The sequence below is a fragment of the Streptomyces longisporus genome, from assembly GCF_039532765.1.
In the GTDB taxonomy this organism is placed as follows: domain Bacteria; phylum Actinomycetota; class Actinomycetes; order Streptomycetales; family Streptomycetaceae; genus Streptomyces; species Streptomyces longisporus.
In genome coordinates this window covers 1-16,819 of the sequence record NZ_BAAASG010000014.1, presented here as the reverse complement: position 1 = coordinate 16,819, position 16,819 = coordinate 1, and the positions used below count along the sequence as shown (strand labels likewise).

At 69.8% G+C, this 16,819-nt stretch carries 16 protein-coding genes; 8 read left to right on the top strand and 8 right to left on the bottom strand.

Annotation, left to right across the window (positions count from 1 at the left end; genetic code table 11):
- Positions 1-7: 7 nt before the first annotated feature.
- Positions 8-1,795, bottom strand: a complete 1,788-nt coding sequence (locus ABD355_RS28975) for a streptophobe family protein (RefSeq protein ID WP_425585808.1) — start codon at positions 1,793-1,795, stop codon at positions 8-10.
- Positions 1,796-2,048: 253 nt separating this feature from the next.
- Here ABD355_RS28975 and ABD355_RS28970 point away from each other — a divergent pair, with 253 nt between their 5' ends.
- Complete coding sequence (locus ABD355_RS28970; protein WP_344403685.1) at positions 2,049-4,568, top strand: ABC transporter ATP-binding protein/permease; 2,520 nt, start codon at positions 2,049-2,051, stop codon at positions 4,566-4,568.
- A gap of 94 nt (positions 4,569-4,662) precedes the next feature.
- Here ABD355_RS28970 and ABD355_RS28965 read toward each other — a convergent pair whose 3' ends face one another.
- The 3 genes from ABD355_RS28965 to ABD355_RS28955 all read right to left on the bottom strand — a co-directional run bounded on the left by ABD355_RS28965 (position 4,663) and on the right by ABD355_RS28955 (position 7,486).
- Positions 4,663-5,406, bottom strand: a complete 744-nt coding sequence (locus ABD355_RS28965; RefSeq protein WP_344403684.1) for a transglycosylase SLT domain-containing protein — start codon at positions 5,404-5,406, stop codon at positions 4,663-4,665.
- Positions 5,407-5,747: 341 nt separating this feature from the next.
- A complete protein-coding gene (locus tag ABD355_RS28960; protein WP_344403683.1) occupies positions 5,748-6,791 on the bottom strand; it encodes an S-adenosylmethionine:tRNA ribosyltransferase-isomerase in 1,044 nt (347 codons plus the stop codon).
- Positions 6,788-7,486, bottom strand: coding sequence for an SDR family NAD(P)-dependent oxidoreductase (locus tag ABD355_RS28955; protein WP_344403682.1), 699 nt, complete (start codon positions 7,484-7,486; stop codon positions 6,788-6,790). Before ABD355_RS28955 ends, ABD355_RS28960 begins: the two co-directional genes overlap by 4 nt.
- A gap of 225 nt (positions 7,487-7,711) precedes the next feature.
- On the opposite strand from ABD355_RS28955, the gene ABD355_RS28950 reads away from it, so the two are divergent.
- The 3 genes from ABD355_RS28950 (at position 7,712) to ABD355_RS28940 (ending at position 9,931) form a co-directional block, all read left to right on the top strand.
- On the top strand, positions 7,712-8,881 hold the full coding sequence (locus ABD355_RS28950) for a GAF domain-containing sensor histidine kinase (RefSeq protein WP_344403681.1): 1,170 nt from the start codon (positions 7,712-7,714) through the stop codon (positions 8,879-8,881).
- Entirely contained in the window at positions 8,874-9,515 is a 642-nt protein-coding gene (locus ABD355_RS28945) for a response regulator (RefSeq protein ID WP_344403680.1), read from the top strand. The genes ABD355_RS28950 and ABD355_RS28945 overlap by 8 nt, the downstream gene beginning before the upstream one ends.
- A 170-nt stretch (positions 9,516-9,685) precedes the next feature.
- The gene (locus ABD355_RS28940; RefSeq protein WP_344403679.1) at positions 9,686-9,931 is read left to right on the top strand and encodes a chaplin; all 246 of its coding nucleotides are present in this window, start codon (positions 9,686-9,688) and stop codon (positions 9,929-9,931) included.
- Positions 9,932-10,124: 193 nt separating this feature from the next.
- Here ABD355_RS28940 and ABD355_RS28935 read toward each other — a convergent pair whose 3' ends face one another.
- Positions 10,125-10,913, bottom strand: a complete 789-nt coding sequence (locus ABD355_RS28935) for a hypothetical protein (RefSeq protein ID WP_344403678.1) — start codon at positions 10,911-10,913, stop codon at positions 10,125-10,127.
- Positions 10,914-11,053: 140 nt separating this feature from the next.
- Between ABD355_RS28935 and ABD355_RS28930 the strand changes: the two genes are divergently transcribed.
- The 3 genes from ABD355_RS28930 to ABD355_RS28920 all read left to right on the top strand — a co-directional run bounded on the left by ABD355_RS28930 (position 11,054) and on the right by ABD355_RS28920 (position 13,446).
- A complete protein-coding gene (locus tag ABD355_RS28930) occupies positions 11,054-11,845 on the top strand; it encodes an ATP-binding cassette domain-containing protein (RefSeq protein ID WP_115908975.1) in 792 nt (263 codons plus the stop codon).
- Positions 11,846-11,938: 93 nt separating this feature from the next.
- A complete protein-coding gene (locus ABD355_RS28925) occupies positions 11,939-12,370 on the top strand; it encodes an NfeD family protein (RefSeq protein WP_344403677.1) in 432 nt (143 codons plus the stop codon).
- A 131-nt stretch (positions 12,371-12,501) separates the two neighbouring features.
- The gene (locus ABD355_RS28920; protein WP_344403676.1) at positions 12,502-13,446 is read left to right on the top strand and encodes an SPFH domain-containing protein; all 945 of its coding nucleotides are present in this window, start codon (positions 12,502-12,504) and stop codon (positions 13,444-13,446) included.
- Positions 13,447-13,509: 63 nt separating this feature from the next.
- Here the strand turns inward: ABD355_RS28920 and ABD355_RS28915 are convergent, their stop codons facing one another.
- The 3 genes from ABD355_RS28915 to ABD355_RS28905 all read right to left on the bottom strand — a co-directional run bounded on the left by ABD355_RS28915 (position 13,510) and on the right by ABD355_RS28905 (position 15,525).
- Positions 13,510-14,016, bottom strand: coding sequence for an HNH endonuclease (locus ABD355_RS28915; RefSeq protein ID WP_115908978.1), 507 nt, complete (start codon positions 14,014-14,016; stop codon positions 13,510-13,512).
- Positions 14,017-14,160: 144 nt separating this feature from the next.
- Positions 14,161-14,700, bottom strand: coding sequence for a YbhB/YbcL family Raf kinase inhibitor-like protein (locus tag ABD355_RS28910; protein ID WP_115908979.1), 540 nt, complete (start codon positions 14,698-14,700; stop codon positions 14,161-14,163).
- Between the two features lie 42 nt (positions 14,701-14,742).
- Positions 14,743-15,525 carry a sporulation protein gene (locus ABD355_RS28905; protein ID WP_344403675.1) on the bottom strand — a complete coding sequence of 261 codons (783 nt, stop codon included), beginning with the start codon at positions 15,523-15,525 and terminating at the stop codon, positions 14,743-14,745.
- A 137-nt stretch (positions 15,526-15,662) separates the two neighbouring features.
- Between ABD355_RS28905 and ABD355_RS28900 the strand changes: the two genes are divergently transcribed.
- On the top strand, positions 15,663-16,304 hold the full coding sequence (locus ABD355_RS28900; protein WP_344403674.1) for a DNA-3-methyladenine glycosylase: 642 nt from the start codon (positions 15,663-15,665) through the stop codon (positions 16,302-16,304).
- Positions 16,305-16,819: the final 515 nt, after the last annotated feature.

Below are 16,819 nucleotides of genomic sequence, written 5' to 3'. Positions count from 1 at the left end.
GTGTGGTTCAGCGGTCGTCCTGCGGCCGCACCGGAGGGGGCGGAGGCGGGGGTGGTGGCGGGGCCTCGTTCGGGCCGGGGCTCGGTCGGTTCCCGGGGCGGGGGCGGGGCGGGGTGCCCATCGGACGGGCCACCGTCGGGGCGCCGTACATGTCGCTGCCGGCGGGCGGCCGTCCGTGGCCGGGGGCTCCCGGCGGGCCCTGCCGGTCCGGCGGTCGCGCGTCCTCCGGCTCCCGCAGCTCGTCCGGCAGCCGCAGATACGGATTGGTGGTGGGGTTCGGCGCCCGGTACGGCGTACTGGGCGTGTACGGACCCGACGTGCCCCCGGCGGCAGGCATCCCCTCCCCGGTTTCGGGCGCGTACACCCCCGCGACCTCGCCGCTCAGCGCCAACGGCGCCGCCCGCCGCCCCGCCGCGCCGGTCGCCCACGCCAGCAGCGCCCCGGCAGCCCCCGCTCCCGCACCCCACAGGGCGCCCAGCAGCAGCGCCATGCCGAGGTGCCCGTGCAACTCGACCCCGGCGCCGAACGCATCGAAGCCCAGCACCGACAGCGAGGCGTCCACCGACACCTCCGTCAGCCAGGCCAGCAGCGGCAACGTCAGCGCCGTGACGATCCCCAGCCGCACCGCGCACCGCCCCGCGAAGGCGAGGGCGCCCGGACCGGCCTGCGAAGCCCCGGCCCCCACCGGCGTCCGCACCGCGGCCAGCACCCCCGCCAGCAGCATCAGCACGGCCGCCGCCACCCCCAGCAGCCACACCCGCCCGTCCAGGTCCGCCAGCCGCGCCAGCGTCACCGACCGGTCGGTCTTCGCGGTGAGCAGGCCGTCCAGCGGATGCGGCAGGAACGTGGTCAGTACGCCGGTCGCCCTGCCGTCGAACGGCACGAACAGACCGATGGGGATGCCCAGCCAGATGCCGTTGGGCGCGCCCAGCAGCGCGGCGCCGAAGATCCGCTTCGGGTGGTCGTCACCGATCGCCGCGTACGCCCCCGCCGCGAACCCCGCCGCTACCGCCACCAGCATCACCGTGACGATCGCCGACGCCGCCGGCCGTACGACCCGGTGCACGGCCTCCCAGCCGCGCGGCAGGGGAGTGCGGCGCGAGGCCAGCAGGGCGATCAGCAGGATGCCGGCCGACCAGCCGAGACCGCCCAGCAGCGTGGGCGCCGTGTCGACGGTGAAGCCGACCGCCGCCTTCGCGTGGATGAGCTTGCCGACGTTGTCGGGCAGCAGCCCGCCGATGTTCCCGATGTCGCCGAGACCGGGGATGTCGACGCCGCCCCCACCCCCGCCGCCTGTGCCGGGCAGCTTGTCGAGCCCCAGCGAACCGCCGTCGATGGTGATGACGTCGTGCCCCGCCCACGCCAGCCCGCCCAGCGTCGCCACGAACAGCGCGACCACCGCGCCCGCACGCGCGAGGAGTTCGGCCGGCGCGATCACAACTCCCGCCGCCCGCAAGGACCGTAGGAAGAACCACGACAGCAGGAGCGCGCCGACCAGGCTGACCCCCAATGGCGTGATCGTGACGGCCGTATGCGCCTGCGCGCCTGTCAGGCCGAACGCGGACACGTCGCCGGACGGTGTCACCGAGCCACCCGCCCCAAGTGCCACCACCGCCGCGGTCATCGGCCCGAGTGAGCCCGACGCGTCCGCCTCCAGCAGATGCAGGCCGAGCGCCGCGGTGCCCGCCATCCCGATCAACGCCCAGCTCACGGTGGCGATCGCGGACAGCAGGACGTCCCCCCACGGCACCCTGGTGCCGCTTCCGACGGACTCGACACTCGACGACGTGCCCATGGACGCGCTCATGGCAGACCCCCCGATCCGCGTTGCGGCACGGTGGCCGCGCATGTCCCCCTCGCGTGGATTACCACTCTCCGGGCCGTTTTCAACCCCGTCAACGGAACCAACCGATGCGCATGTGCGTGGTGGTTCACAAGGCCCGACTTTCGGTCAGGGGGGCGAGCCTGAAATAGTTCCCGACGATGTTCGACATCCCTAGACTCCCTGTGTTGGGGGTAACTCGGGGGACTACTCAGTGGGGCATGGAGTGCCGGAACTCGTACTGGAATTGAATGGACGTACCTGGACGCTCGACCCGTCCAGGCCGTACACCCTCGGACGTGATCCGCAGGGGGACATCGTGCTCGACGACGCCAGAGTGTCCTGGCGTCACGCCACGATCAGCTGGAGCGGCCGCAGTTGGGTCATCGAGGACCAGGGCTCCACCAACGGCACGTTCGTGCAGGGGCAGCGGATCCATCGCATGGAGATCGGACCCGGCTCCGCGCTGCACCTCGGCAACGCGACCGACGGCCCGCTGGTCCACGTCACCGGCGCGGCGGCCGCGGTCGCCCAGCCCCAGCAGCAGCCGTACGCGGCCCAGGGCGCGGGCCCCGGCTGGGCCCAGCAGACACCGCAGCAGCAGGCACCGCCCCAGCAGCAGGCCCCGCACCCCGGCTGGCAGCAGCCGCAGCAGGCCGCCGCGGCGATCCCGCAGCAGCAGGGCCCCGGTGGTGGCGCGGGGGCGCCGCCGGTCTACGGCGACCGCAGCCCCACCACGTTCCACCAGTTCTCCATCGGCCGCGTGATGCGCATCGGCCGTGCCCTGGAGAACGAGCTGGTCGTCTCCGACCTGCAGGTCTCCCGGCACCACGCCGAGTTCCACTCGACGCCCGACGGCCGTATGGAGATCCGCGACCTCGGCTCGCACAACGGCACCTACGTCAACGGCCAGCCGATCCCCAAGGGCGGCTCGGCGCTGCTCGGCCCGACCGACATCGTCGGCGTCGGCCACTCCACGTTCCGGATCGTCGGCGACCACCTCGAGGAGTTCGTCGACACCGGTGAGGTGTCCTTCTCAGCCCGCCATCTGACCGTCACGGTCGACGGCGGCAAGCAGATCCTCAAGGACGTCTCCTTCGGCGTCCCGGAGAAGTCGCTGATCGCGGTCATCGGCCCGTCCGGCTCCGGCAAGTCGACCCTGCTCAAGGCGCTCACCGGCTACCGGCCCGCCAACCAGGGCGACGTCCTCTACGACAACCGGAACCTGTACAAGCAGTTCGCCGAGCTGCGCCAGCGCATCGGTCTGGTCCCGCAGGACGACATCCTGCACAAGGAACTGACCGTCAAGAAGGCCCTCAAGTACGCGGCCAAGCTGCGCTTCCCCGCCGACACCACCGGCGCCGAGCGCGAGGCCCGCATAGACGAGGTGCTGCGCGAGCTGAAGCTCGACATCCACAAGGAGAAGAAGGTCACCTCCCTCTCCGGCGGCCAGCGCAAGCGCGTCTCGGTGGCGCTGGAGCTCCTCACCAAGCCGTCGCTGATCTTCCTGGACGAGCCGACCTCCGGCCTCGACCCCGGCATGGACCGCGACGTCATGCAGCTGCTGCGCGGCCTCGCCGACGACGGCCGTACGGTCCTCGTCGTCACCCACTCCGTGGCCGAGCTGGCGCTGTGCGACAAGCTCCTGGTGATGGCCCCGGGCGGCGCGGTCGCCTACTTCGGCCCTCCCGAGGAGGCGCTGAACTTCTTCGGCTACGACAGTTGGGCCGACGTCTTCTCCGCCTTCGAGAACTACCGCGACTACGACTGGGCCGGACGCTGGAAGGGCTCGCAGCACTACCAGATGTACGCCGCGGACATCGACGCCGTTGCACCACAGTCCGTACAGATGCCTCCGATGCAGGCGATGAAGCCGCCGAAGCCACAGGGCTGGATGAGTCAGTTCGTCACCCTGGTGCGCCGCTATGTCTCGGTCATCGCCTCCGACAAGGGCTTCCTCGCCCTGACGGTGATCCTGCCGCTCGTCCTCGGCTCGGTGAGCCTGCTCATCGACTCGGGCAAGGACCTGCTGGTCAACACGGAGATCAACCCGACGACCCAGCAGCCCGTCCCCAACGGCACGGCCACCACCGTCCTGCTGATCCTCGCGGTCGGCGCCTGCTTCGCCGGTGCCGCCAACTCCGTCCGTGAGCTGATCAAGGAACGGGTCATCTACGAGCGGGAGCGCGCCACCGGCCTGTCCCGCTCCGCGTACCTGATGTCGAAGGTCTTCGTGCTCGGCGTCATCACGGTGCTGCAGGGCCTGATGGTCGGCATGATCGGCTTCGCCAGCCGGAAGATCCCGACGGAGGGCCTGGTCCTCAAGAGTCTCCCGCTGCTCGAGCTCACCATCCCGGTCATGGCCCTGGGCTTCACCTCGATGATGTTCGGCCTGATCATCTCCGCCCTGGTGAAGACCTCCGAGAAGACCATGCCGCTGCTGGTCATGTTCGCGATCGTCCAGGTCGTCTTCACCGGCTGCCTCTTCGCCCTGAACGGCGCGATCGGCGTCAACCAGTTCTCGTATCTGATGCCCTCCCGCTGGGCCGTCGCCGCCGCCGGCACCACGCTCGACTTCAACCGGATCAGCCCGCCCGGCAAGGGCAAGCCCAACGACCCGCTCTGGGAGCACACCGTGGGCGCCTGGAGCATGGACATGATCGCCCTGATCGCGCTCGGTGTGATCTGCGCCTTCTTCGTGGCCCGCTTCCTGCGCCGCCACGAGCCGGAGGTCATGCGCAAGTAGTCGGCCCGCTACAACACTCTCGTACGACGCCGAAGGGCGGCACCCCAGTGGGTGCCGCCCTTCGGCGCTTTGCGTGAAGAGGTCCGCGCCGACCTCAGTACGCGCTGTTGACGTTGTCGATCGAGCCGTACTTGTCGGCCGCGTAGTTGGCGGCGGCGGTGATGTTGGCGACCGGGTCGTAGATGTTCCAGGACGTGCCGGCCACGTGGTAGGCGCTGAAGGTCGGCGGGATGACCTGCAGCAGGCCCTTCGACGGGATGCCGTTGATGGCGTTGATGTCCCAGTCGTTGATGGCGTTCGGGTTGCCCGAGGACTCCCGCATGATGTTGCGGTACAGGCCGTTGTAGCTGCCCGGTATGCCCTTGGACTGCATGATGTCCAGCGCGTTCCTGATCCAGCCGTCCAGGTTGTTCGCGTAGGTCTTGGCGACCGGCTTGATCGCGGCACGCTGGGCGGCCCGGCTCGCGGCCTCCTTCGCCTGGCGCGCGGCCTCGGCCTGCTTCTTCGCCGCGGCTTCGGCTGCCGCCTTCTTCGCGGCGGCCGCGGCGGCGGCTTGCTGCTTGGCCTTGGCCTCGGCCTTCGCCTTGATGGCCTCGGCCTTCAGGCTGGCACCGGCGAGCTGGTCGGTGACGCTGGCCTTGACGTCCTTGATCTGGTTGGAGCCGTACTCCACCTTGGCCGTCGAGACGGTGGCCTCGTTCGTGGTCGTCTCGGCGTTGCTGGGCACCGCGGAGAACGCGAGAGCGGCGGCCCCGAGGGTGGCGACACCGGCCATCGCGACCTTCTGGTGACGGGTCAGCGAGCGACTGAGACGGCGAATGTTGGTGTTCTTGAGCATGGCAGACGGACCTCTTCGAATAGCGCGGAGGTCGCTCTACGTCCGGCGGGGGACACGGGTCCTTCCCGCACAAACGCCGCGGGGGGAACCCGCGGCGCTGAGCGACGGCAGCCATTCTTAGCGGCCGCAAAAAGTCGTGGCAAAGGTGTGACGTACGATCCCCGGTAGTGGATCGGGTGAGGGCAAAAACGGACAGACTGGACCGTTCGCCCCGCTCATGAGGGGAGGGTCTGTCTCCTATCGCCCTTCGTACGTGATCTGCGCCCTATGCGCGGGCTCACATCGCCGCCGCGACAGTCTCACCATGAGTTGCTTGAGCAATGCACTGCGTAAGGGGTCTCCTACGGGAGGATGAGGTGCACGTCCCCGAACTCGTGCCACAGGTAGAGCCCGCGCAGCGCCTCCTCGTAGCTGCGGTCGATCGCGGCCCGCCCGGCGATCGCCTCCAGCATCAGCAGATGCGAGGCCTCCGGCTCGTGCAGCCCGGTCAGCAGCCCGTCCACCACCCGTACCCCGCGCTCCGGGGTGACAACCAGATCCGTCCACCCTTCTCGCGCGCGTACGACGCCGTCCGGCCCCGCCGCCGACTCCACGGCCCGCACGGCCGTCGTCCCGACCGCGACCACCCGCCCGTCGCCCGCCCGGGCGGCATTGATCAGCCGGGCCGACGCCTCCGGCACCGAGAACCGCTCCGGATACGGCGGCTCGTGCGCCTCCGCCGAGGCCACCCCGGTGTGCAGGGTGATCGGTGCGAACTGCACACCCCGGCTCACCAGCTCCGCCACCAGCCGCGCCGTGAAGGGCCGCGCCGCACTCGGCATCTCCGCACTGCCCGACCCGTCGGCGGGCGGTAGCGCGAACACCGTCTGGTACACGGACAGCGGCTGGTCCCGCTCCGTATAGGAGTAGCGAATCGGCCGCCCGTGCTCCCGCAGCAGCCCGAGAACCCCGGCCCCCGACACCCGCGCCCACCACATGCGGTCGCCGCGCGAGCTCAGCGGCTCCTCCAGGACCAGCCGTACGCCCCCGGGCAGCCGCACCTCCAGGCCCGCGGGTCCGCCCGCACGCGCGCGCGTGGTGCCCTTCCCGTCCGGATCCCGCAGCTCGACCGCCCACCGCCCGTCGTCCCCGCGCGTGGAGAAGTGCACCACCACGCGCGCGTGCCCGGCCCGCCCGTCCACGGCGGCGGCCAGCGTGGGCGAGGTGTTCACCACGAGCAGATCCCCGGCCCGCAGCAGCCGCGGCAGCTCCACGAACGCATGGTGCGACACCTCGCAGCCGCGCGACACGAGCAGCCGTACGGCATCCCGGTCGAGCCCCGCCCCGCGCTGCTCGACCGGGATCCGGGCCGACAATTCCTCCGGTACGTGCACCGCCACCGTCATCGCTGCCCCTCCAGCAGCGCCGGAGCCGCATACCGGCCGCTCGCCGGACGCTCGTCCAGCAGCCGCAGGAACGCCGGCACCACACTCGCCGGTGCCGGCCGCGGATCACCGTCGTCCGGTACGGCCGCCGCATACAGGTCCGTGGCCATGTCCCCGGGGTCGACCGCCCAGACCCGCAGCCCGGGCTCCTCCTCGCCGAGCACCGCCGCAAGATGGTCGAGGGCCGCCTTCGAGGCGCCGTACCCGCCCCATGTCTCATAGGCCTCGGCGGCCGCGTCCGAGCTGACCGCGATCACCGTGCCCGCCTCGGACGTCCGCAGCAGCGGCAGCGCCTCCTGGACCAGGCCCAGCGCGGCCACCACGTTCACCTCCAGCGCCCGCCTGAACCCCTCCAGGGGCAGCCGCTCCAGCCGTACGAGCGGCTCGGCGCCCAGCGCGCTGGCGTTGTTCACCAGCAGATCGATGCCGCCCAGCTTCTCCGCAGCCGCCACCAGCTCCGCCCGGTGACCGGCGTCCGTGACGTCCCCGGGTACGGCGCTCACCCGCGTCCCGTACGCGGACACGGCCCCCGCCGCCTCATCGAGAGGCCCCCGCGTCCTTGCGTCGAGCACCAGGTCCCAGCCGCGCGCGGCCAGTGCCTCGGCCAGCGCCCTCCCCAGCCCCTTCGAAGCCCCCGTGATGATCGCTACCGGCATGACACGTCCCCTCGTCTCGGCCGCCCGTCGATCGGCGGTGACCTCAACCTAGGAACCGCGCCGCCCGCCCCGCCTCGGACGCGGGCCCCAACCAGGCGGGGCCCTTCGGACTAAGCCGCCCGTCCGGGGCCCCGGACCTAGTCCGCCCGCCCTAGGTCCACCGGCGCAGGCTCCGCCGTCACAGGTCCGATCCCCGTTGTCACACCCCGCCGGTACCTTGAGGACATGAGTCACGGCCCACGGTCCGGCCTCACCGCGGTGAGTTCCGCGCTGCTGGCCATGAGCAGGCACCTCGAGGTGCGCGACGTCCTCAAGACGATCGTCGCCTCGGCCCGCGAGCTGCTCGACGCGCAGTACGCCGCCCTCGGCGTCCCCGACGACCACGGCGGCTTCGCCCAGTTCGTGGTCGACGGCGTGAGCGACGCGCAGTGGAAGGCCATCGGCCCGCTCCCGCGCCAGCACGGCATCCTCGCCGCGATGCTGCAGGAAGCGAAGATCGAGCGCCTCGCCGACGTCCGCAAGGACCCCCGCTTCGAGGGCTGGCCCTCCGCCCACCCCGACATGTCCGACTTCCTCGGCCTGCCCATCAGGGACGGCGACGAGGTCATCGGCGCCCTGTTCCTGGCCAACAAGCTGCGCCCCGTGGGGGGAAACCTCCCATGCCCCGAGCCGGACGGAAGCTGTGGCTTCACCGAGGAGGACGAGGAACTGCTCGCCATCCTCGCCCAGCACGCAGCGATCGCCCTCACCAACGCCCGCCTGTACGAGCGCAGCCGCGAGCTGACCATCGCCGAGGAGCGCTCCCGCCTTGCCCACGAGCTGCACGACGCGGTCAGCCAGAAGCTCTTCTCCCTGCGCCTGACCGCACAGGCCGCCGCCGCCCTCGTCGACCGCGACCCCTCCCGCGCCAAGGGCGAGCTGCAACAGGTGGCCGCGCTCGCCGCCGAGGCCGCCGACGAGCTGCGCGCCGCCGTCGTGGAGCTGCGCCCCGCCGCCCTCGACGAGGACGGCCTGGTCGCCACCCTGCGCACCCAGATCCAGGTCCTCGACCGCGCCCACACCGCGCGGGTGACCTTCGACAGCTGTGGAGTGCGCGCCCTGCCCGCCGCCCAGGAGGAGGCCGTCCTGCGCGTCGCCCAGGAGGCCCTGCACAACGCCCTGCGGCACTCCGGGGCGCAGCACGTGGACGTGACCCTGTCCCGACGCGCGGGCGGAGCGGTCCTGCGCGTCACGGACGACGGCAGTGGGTTCGACCCGAAGTCGATACGCCGCGCGGGACGCCACCTGGGCCTGGTGTCCATGCGGGACCGCGCAAGCGGGGTCGGCGGTGTGCTGACCGTGGAGTCGGCGCCCGGAAAGGGCACCACGATCGAGATGGAGGTCCCCGGTGGCTGACGCAATCAAGGTGCTGCTCGTCGACGACCACCAGGTGGTCCGCCGTGGTCTGCGCACCTTCCTCGAAGTGCAGGACGACATCGAGGTCGTGGGCGAGGCGGCCGACGGCGCCGAAGGAGTCGCCCGCGCCGAGGAACTGCAGCCCGACGTCGTCCTGATGGACGTCAAGATGCCCGGCATGGACGGCGTGGACGCCCTGCGCAAGCTGCGCGAGCTGAACAACCCCGCGCGCGTGCTGATCGTCACCAGCTTCACCGAACAGCGCACGGTGGTCCCCGCCCTGCGCGCGGGCGCCGCCGGATACGTCTACAAGGACGTGGACCCGGACGCCCTGGCCGGCGCCATCCGCTCCGTCCACGCCGGGCACATCCTGCTCCAGCCCGAGGTCGCGGGTGCCCTGCTGTCCCAGGAGGAGGCCAACTCCGGCCAGGGACGGGGCGGTTCACTCACGGAACGGGAGCGCGAGGTGCTCGGTCTGATAGCGGACGGCCGCTCGAACCGCGAGATCGCGCGCGCCCTCGTCCTGTCCGAGAAGACCGTGAAGACCCATGTCTCGAACATCCTGATGAAGCTCGACCTGGCGGACCGCACCCAGGCGGCGCTGTGGGCCGTCCGACACGGCGTGACCGGCTGAAACACGCCTCGCGCCGGGACGGCCACGGCAATACGGAGGGTTCCGCTCCGGACTGAGATTCATACCGTCGTGGGAATGTCCCCCGGATGGCGCATCCTCCTGGGATCTCCGCCGTTCTTCAGTGCGTGCTGCGGCGATTGCCGCAGCAACCGCTAGGGAGGGCTTGGAAAGTGAAGAACCTGAAGAAGGCAGCGGCTGTGACGATGGTGGCCGGCGGTCTGCTCGCCGCTGGAGCCGGAATGGCCTCCGCCACCGAAGGTGCGCACGCCGACGGGACGGCTGTGGGCTCGCCGGGCATCGTCTCGGGCAACGTGGTCCAGGCCCCGGTGCACATCCCGGTGAACGTCTCGGGCAACAGCGTGAACGTCGTCGGCGTGCTGAACCCCGCCTTCGGCAACCTGGCCGTCAATCACTGACGCAGGCCACACCGCATGCACTGACTCCGGCCTCCCGGGCACCCGGGAGGCCGGTCAGTTATTCACGGCGCCGGTCGGGGTTTGTCTTTCAGCCCGTCCGGCGTTTGAGGACGAGGCCGTTCAGGCCGACACGGGGGCCTGGGGGCAGAGCCCCCGGACGCGACGACAACCGCCGGTCACAAAGTGCCGCCGCTCACCGCACCCCCCGCTCCCGCTCCTCCACAACGGAGTTGTACGCGGCGACCTGCGCCCGCCGAGCCGTCCGCTCCACCGGCCGCAGCGCCTCGGCCCGCGCCCCCATCTCACCGGCGCTCACGGCACCCCCGTGCCCGTTGCCGCGAGCAAGGGAAATCAGCAGCCCCACCCGCTGCGCCAGCTCCAGCACCCGCACCGCCCGCGGCGGATAACCCGGCGCCAGCACCTCACGCCCCCGCTCGGCCCGCGCCCGGTACGCATCGATCGCCGCCTCCGCCACCGGCCCCGACCCGGCCACGTCCAGCCGTGCCAGCACCTCCGTCGCCTCCCGCAACGCCTCCGCCAGCTCCCGCTCGGCCTCACCCAGCGAGGGCACATCGGCCGGCGGAGCCTCCCGCACGGGCAGGCAGTGCCACACGACCTCCACATGCACATCGCCGTCGGGCCCGGCCTCGTACACCTCGGGCACCAACCCGAACGCGGCGCCATGACAGACCACCGCCTCCTCGGCGTCGATCGCCCGCGCATTGAACTCCGGTGGGCCGCTCAGCCCCAGCGGATGCCCCGGCGCGGGCAGCGCGACCCGCAGTCCCGTGACGCCGAGCGCCCTCAGCCTGCCCAGCGCCAGCGTGAGCCCGACGGGCGCCGACTCACCGGGCAGCCCCTCCATGCGGTGCACGGCATCGTCCCCGACGATCGCCAGCACGGCGTCGTCCGGTGAGACAAGTCCGGCCAAAAGGGCGTTTCCCCAAGCGGCAAAGCGTCCTGAACGCGGTTCCGAGAGCATGCCCCCACCCTAAGGACCGGACCGATGGAATGGGCCGGGCGGCTGGTGGCGTAGATTTCATCGAGGGCTGCGCCCGAAAGCGCGCACGCGACAGCCGAGACGCCGAGACCGGTCACACTGCAAGGGGAGACAACGCGCTCATGAGCGATGTTCTGGAGCTTCAGGACGTATCCGTGGTCCGGGAGGGCCGGGCTCTGGTGGACCAGGTCTCCTGGTCGGTCAAGGAAGGCGAGCGCTGGGTCATCCTCGGCCCCAACGGCGCCGGCAAGACGACCCTCCTGAACGTCGCCTCCAGCTACCTCTTCCCCAGCAACGGCAGCGCCACGATCCTCGGCGAGACCCTCGGCAAGGTCGACGTCTTCGAGCTGCGCCCCCGCATCGGCATGGCCGGCATCGCCATGGCCGACAAGCTCCCCAAGCGCCAGACCGTCCTGCAGACCGTCCTCACCGCCGCCTACGGCATGACCGCCGGCTGGCACGAGGACTACGAGGACATCGACGAGCAGCGCGCCCGCGCCTTCCTCGACCGGCTCGGCATGACCGAGTACGTGGACCGCAGGTTCGGCACCCTCTCCGAGGGCGAGCGCAAGCGCACCCTCATCGCCCGCGCCCTGATGACCGACCCCGAGCTCCTCCTCCTCGACGAGCCCGCCGCAGGCCTCGACCTCGGTGGCCGCGAGGACCTGGTCCGCCGCCTCGGCCGCCTCGCCCGCGACCCGATCGCCCCCTCGATGATCATGGTCACCCACCATGTCGAGGAGATCGCCCCCGGTTTCACCCACGTCCTGATGATCCGCCAGGGCAAGGTCCTCGCCGCCGGCCCGCTGGAACTCGAGCTCACCTCCCGCAACCTCTCCCTCTGCTTCGGCCTCCCGCTCGTCGTCGAACAGGTCGGCGACCGCTGGACCGCTCAGGGCCTGCCGCTGTCCTGACCGTGTGAAGCCCGCGCGAAAACACGGGCAAGAAGCCCACCCCGCCACATCGCGCCCTGTCGGAGGCAGGACCCGCGGTCCTACCATGACCATGTGAACGACATCGACGCATGGGTGTGGTGGCTCGTCGGCGCGGCTGCGCTCGGAATCCCGCTCGTGGTGACCGCGATGCCGGAGTTCGGGATGCTCGCGGTGGGCGCCGTCGCCGCCGCCGTCACGGCCGGAGTTGGCTTCGGTTCCGTGGTCCAGGTGCTCGCCTTCGTCGTCGTCTCGGTCGCCCTCATCGCCGTCGTACGACCCATCGCGGTGAGGCACAGCGCGCAACGCCCCCAACTCGCCACAGGAGTCGAGGCGTTGAAGGGCAAGCAGGCCGTGGTGCTCGAGCGCGTCGACGGCTCCGGGGGCCGGATCAAACTGGCCGGCGAGGTCTGGTCGGCACGCTCACTCGACGCCGACAGCGCCTACGAAGTGGGGCAGGAAGTGGACGTCGTGGAGATCGAAGGAGCGACCGCGATCGTCATCTGACCTCGTAGGACTCAACTGAAGCGAACAGCCCACGAGTTGTGCGACGGTCTGTCAGACTCGACCAGCAAGATCTTCAACAACCATAAGATCTTCCGAAAGCGCCGAGGCGGAGAAGGGTACGGGGAACGACGATGGAACCGGTCATCATCGTCCTGGTCATTCTGGTGGTGTTGGTCTTCATCGCCCTGATCAGGACCATCCAAGTCATCCCACAGGCCAGCGCCGCCATCGTGGAGCGCTTCGGCCGCTACACGCGGACACTCAACGCGGGCCTCAACATCGTGGTGCCGTTCATCGACACGATCCGCAACCGCATCGACCTCCGCGAGCAGGTCGTGCCGTTCCCGCCGCAACCGGTGATCACCCAGGACAACCTGGTCGTCAACATCGACACCGTCATCTATTACCAGGTGACCGACGCCCGGGCCGCGACGTACGAAGTCGCCAGCTACATCCAGGCGATCGAGCAGCTCACCGTCACCACGCTCCGCAACATCATCGGTGGCATGGACCTCGAGCGGACCCTGACCTCCCGGGAGGAGATCAACGCGGCCCTGCGAGGCGTCCTGGACGAGGCCACCGGCAAGTGGGGCATCCGCGTCAACCGCGTCGAGCTCAAGGCCATCGAGCCGCCCACCTCCATCCAGGACTCGATGGAGAAGCAGATGCGCGCCGACCGTGACAAGCGCGCAGCGATCCTCACCGCCGAAGGTACGCGCCAGGCCGCCATCCTCACCGCCGAAGGTGAGAAGCAGTCCCAGATCCTGCGCGCCGAGGGTGAGGCCAAGGCCGCCGCCCTGCGCGCCGAAGGCGAAGCCCAGGCGATCCGCACAGTGTTCGAGTCCATCCACGCGGGCGACCCCGACCAGAAGCTCCTCAGCTACCAGTACCTCCAGATGCTCCCGAAGATCGCCGAGGGCGACGCCAACAAGCTCTGGATCGTCCCCAGCGAAATCGGCGACGCCCTCAAGGGCCTCTCAGGCGCCATGGGCAACTTCGGCCCGTTCGGCGGCAACTCGGGCGGCGGAGGCACGGAGAAGGCCCCGGAACGCCGAGAGAAGCCGTCGATCGACTGACGTGTCCTGTACGACACCGGGGCTCACCTCCGACAGAGGTGAGCCCCGGGTTCTGCGTACGGCCTAGGCGGCGGACTGGGCGAGCCAGTCCGGAAGCGCCTCGAAGTCCTCGCTGCCCAGCGTCAGCAGCATCGCGTCCTGCGGCGTCGGCTCGAACGGCTGCCGCAGCAACGGCATACCCGCCTGCTCCGGAGTCCGGTCCGCCTTACGGTGGTTGTCCTCCGCGCACGAGGCCACCGTATTCAGCCACGAGTCCTGACCACCCTGCGCCCTCGGCACCACATGGTCCACCGTGGTCGCCCTCCGACCGCAGTACGCGCACCGGTGCCGGTCCCTGACCAGTACACCCCGCCTCGACCATGGAGCTTGTCTTCGGAACGGCACCCTCACGTACCGGCACAACCGGATCACCCGGGGCACGGGTATGTCGACCGCGGCTCCACGCATGCGCAGCTCGGGGTGGGCCTGCTCGACAACGGCCTTGTCCTGCAGCACCAGAACGACGGCTCGATTCAACGTCACCGTCGACAGCGGCTCGAAGCTCGCATTCAGTACCAGCGTGTCCCGCATCCCAGCCCACCTCCCGTGCAGTCGGCCCACCCCCTGGCGGGCTTGGATCAACTCTGGCCGGGCACGCCGAGATGGACAACGCAATAAAAACTGCCCGCCCCTGATCAATTCCAAGACCAGAGGCGGGCAAACGTTCCATGAACGTCAGTCTTCGGCGGGCACCTCGTACTCACCGATCAGCTGGGCACGCGCGATCGCGTGGAACCGCAGATTGAACCCGATGACGGCGGGAGAGGCATCGGAGTCCGGGCCCAACTTCTCCTGATCCACGGCGTACACCGTGAACACATAGCGGTGCGGACCGTCCCCGGGCGGCGGAGCGGCCCCGCCGAAGTCCTTGCTCCCGTAGTCGTTGCGCACCTGCACGGCACCCTCGGGCAGTCCCTCGAACTTGCCGCTGCCCGCACCGGCCGGCAACTCGGTCACCGAGGCCGGGATGTCGAACACGGTCCAGTGCCAGAACCCGCTGCCCGTAGGGGCGTCCGGGTCGTAGCACGTCACGGCGAAGCTCTTGGTCTCGGCAGGGAAGCCCTCCCACCGCAGCTGCGGCGAGGTGTTGCCGCCCGCGTAGACCTGAGCGTCCTTGAGCGTGGCGCCCTCCTCGACGTCCTCACTCGTGACCGTGAACGACGGCACGGGCGGATGGAAGTCATGGGGGAGCGGCCGCCGCTTGAGCTCGGTCACCTCGGTACCTCCTGATCGATGACGGAATCAGCAGTTCCGAGCCTAGAACCAGTTGCGCTTGCTGCCGACCTCGGACAGCCACTGGTTGAGGTACGCCGCCCAGTCGGTCCCATGGAAGTCCTGCAGACCCACCTGGAAGGACCGGAACGTGTCACTGCCCTCGCTGAACAGACCGGGCTTCTTGTCCATCTCCAGGATGACGTCCATGGCGTGCTCGTCGGCCACGAAGCTCAACTCGACCTGGTTCAGACCGCGGTACTGCGACGGCGGGAAGAACTCGATCTCCTGGTAGAACGGCAGCTTCTGCCGAGTACCCCGGATGTGTCCGCGCTCCATGTCCGCGTTCTTGAAGCGGAAGCCCAGCTGGATGAACGCGTCCAGGATCGCCTTCTGCGCGGGCAGCGGGTGCACATTGATCGGGTCCAGGTCACCGGAGTCGACGGCCCGCGCGATCGCCAGCTCCGTGGTCACACCGATGTTCATCCCGCGCAGCGCCTGCCCGTCGATCATCGTGACCGGCGTCTCCCACGGGATCTCGAGCCCGAACGGCACCGCGTGCACGGCCCCGGCCTGCAGCTCGAAGGCGCCACCGAGCTGCACCTTGGTGAACTCGATGTTCTGCTTGTACTCCTCGTCGCCGCTCTCGACCTCGACCCTGGCCTGCAGCCCGACCGACAGGCCCTCGATGTCCTGGTTCACGGACCCGCCCTGGATCCGCACCTCACCCTGGACGACGCCGCCCGGAACGACGTTGACCTCGGTCAGCACCGTCTCGACCGAAGCCCCGCCGGCCCCCAGGCTCGCGAGCAGCTTCTTGAACGCCATGTCTCTCCCTCTACGTGTGGACCCTTGATCCCTACAAACGCGATCCGGGCAAGGCCGGTTCCGCCCCACACCCTGGCAAGGAGGGAGAACCTTGACCAGCCCTTGGTCTCCACCCGTCTGGACTAGGCTCGTGCCCCATGATCGTGCCACCGGACCGTACGCCACTGCCCAGGAAGTTCTTCGACCGCCCCGTCCTGGAAGTCGCCCCCGACCTCCTGGGCCGCATCCTCGTCCGTACGACACCGGACGGTCCGATCGCCCTGCGCCTCACAGAGGTCGAGGCCTACGACGGCCAGAACGACCCCGGCTCCCACGCCTATCGCGGCCGCACGGCCCGAAACGGCGTGATGTTCGGTCCGCCCGGGCATGTATACGTCTACTTCACCTACGGCATGTGGTTCTGCATGAACCTGGTGTGCGGCCCCGAAGGGCGGGCGAGCGCGGTCCTGCTTCGGGCCGGCGAGGTCATCGAGGGTGCCGAGCTCGCTCGTAAACGTCGACTCTCGGCCCGAAACGACAAGGAACTGGCCAAAGGGCCCGCCCGCCTGGCCACAGCCCTGGGCGTGGCCCGCGATCTCGACGGCACGGACGCCTGCGCCCCGGGAGACACCCCGTTGCGGATCCTCACGGGCGCCGCTGTCGCCCCCGACCAGGTACGCAACGGTCCACGCACCGGCGTGGCCGGTGACGGGGGCGTGCACCCATGGCGCTTCTGGATCGCCAACGACCCGACGGTGAGCCCCTATCGGGCCCACGTCCCGAGGCGTCGCTCAAGTTGACGCGTCCTTGGAACGTGCGTAATGTAGCCCGAGCCGCTTGAACCGGGTACGGCAATCGCCAGCAGCCGGAAGCGGCCAAACCACTACCTACGATCGCCCCTCGGCGGGGTCGAATTCGGTGTGCCCGCATGCCTGAATTCGGACTCGCGGAACTCGATTATGAGTTTGTCGGGGGAATCGGTTAACGTAGTGAATGTCGAAAGGCCCCGCCGACAGGGAATCAGGCCCGAAAGGATCTGATAGAGTCGGAAACGCAAGACCGAAGGGAAGCGCCCGGAGGAAAGCCCGAGAGGGTGAGTACAAAGGAAGCGTCCGTTCCTTGAGAACTCAACAGCGTGCCAAAAATCAACGCCAGATATGTTGATACCCCGTCTCCGGCCGTCATGGCTGGGGCGAGGTTCCTTTGAAGTAAACACAGCGAGGACGCTGTGAACGGCCGGGCTTATTCCGCTCGGCGGTTCCGCTCTCGTGATGTGTCACCCGATCACGGGTAAACATTCACGGAGAGTTTGATC